This window comes from Mesorhizobium sp. M8A.F.Ca.ET.202.01.1.1, assembly GCF_004791595.1.
In the GTDB taxonomy this organism is placed as follows: domain Bacteria; phylum Pseudomonadota; class Alphaproteobacteria; order Rhizobiales; family Rhizobiaceae; genus Mesorhizobium.
Genome location: NZ_SRUN01000185.1, coordinates 1 through 319, shown reverse-complemented (window position 1 = coordinate 319; position 319 = coordinate 1). Strand labels below are relative to the sequence as shown.

The following is a 319-nucleotide window of genomic DNA, read 5'->3' as shown; positions in this document are numbered from 1 at the left end:
CTTCCGATCTACGAAACAAAACGACACACATAACAATATTTCAAAACACGACTTCAAATTAATTTTAAAAAGTTCTTGACTTTCAAAGTTAAAACCTGTAGAATTAATTCTTGTGATTGAAACAAATGAACATTGAAAACTGAATTGCAATATGTCAACGTTAATTCCGATTTCAACATTAAATGTTGAATCAAAACAACGTGTTATTAATAACACAAATTAGTATTTTATGAGCTAATCAAACATCATATTTTTATGGAGAGTTTGATCCTGGCTCAGGATGAACGCTGGCGGCGTGCCTAATACATGCAAGTCGAGC

At 32.0% G+C, this 319-nt stretch carries 1 rRNA gene; it reads left to right on the top strand.

Annotation, left to right across the window (positions count from 1 at the left end):
* Positions 1–252: 252 nt before the first annotated feature.
* Positions 253–319: ribosomal RNA gene (locus EN845_RS34420) — 16S ribosomal RNA — on the top strand; the annotation flags it as partial.